The 405-nt window shown below is 54.6% G+C and carries 1 protein-coding gene; it reads left to right on the top strand.

The features are described from left to right. Positions 1 to 405 (top strand): glycoside hydrolase family 6 protein (locus A596_RS23625; protein ID WP_235425786.1); only part of this gene is annotated, 405 nt, incomplete at both ends.

The following is a 405-nucleotide window of genomic DNA, read 5'->3' as shown; positions in this document are numbered from 1 at the left end:
GGTGCAACCGGTGGCGTTAACTCCATCGCCGGTTTTGTCTCCAACACCTCAGGTTACACTCCGCTGTACGAACCATTCCTTGATTCACTGGCAAATGGTTCATTCGGTACCGGTGGCGGTACGCAAACCCGTCAAGCGAAGTTCTACGAGTGGAACCCGCACTTCAGCGAAGTTTCTTTCGTACAAGCGTGGCGCACGGCAATGATCGCGGCCGGTTTCCCAAGCACCATTGGTATGTTGGTGGATACCTCACGCAATGGTTGGGGTGGTCCAAACCGTCCGACAGCAGTGTCTACCAGTACTGTGCTTGATACGTTCATTGACCAATCGCGTATTGACCGTCGTGCGCATCGCGGTAACTGGTGTAACCAGTCAGGTGGTGTAGGTGAGCGTCCGCAAACAGCA

It is taken from the genome of Cellvibrio mixtus subsp. mixtus J3-8, assembly GCF_000766945.1.
GTDB lineage: Bacteria > Pseudomonadota > Gammaproteobacteria > Pseudomonadales > Cellvibrionaceae > Cellvibrio > Cellvibrio mixtus_A.
This window is presented reverse-complemented; position numbering and strand designations above follow the sequence as displayed.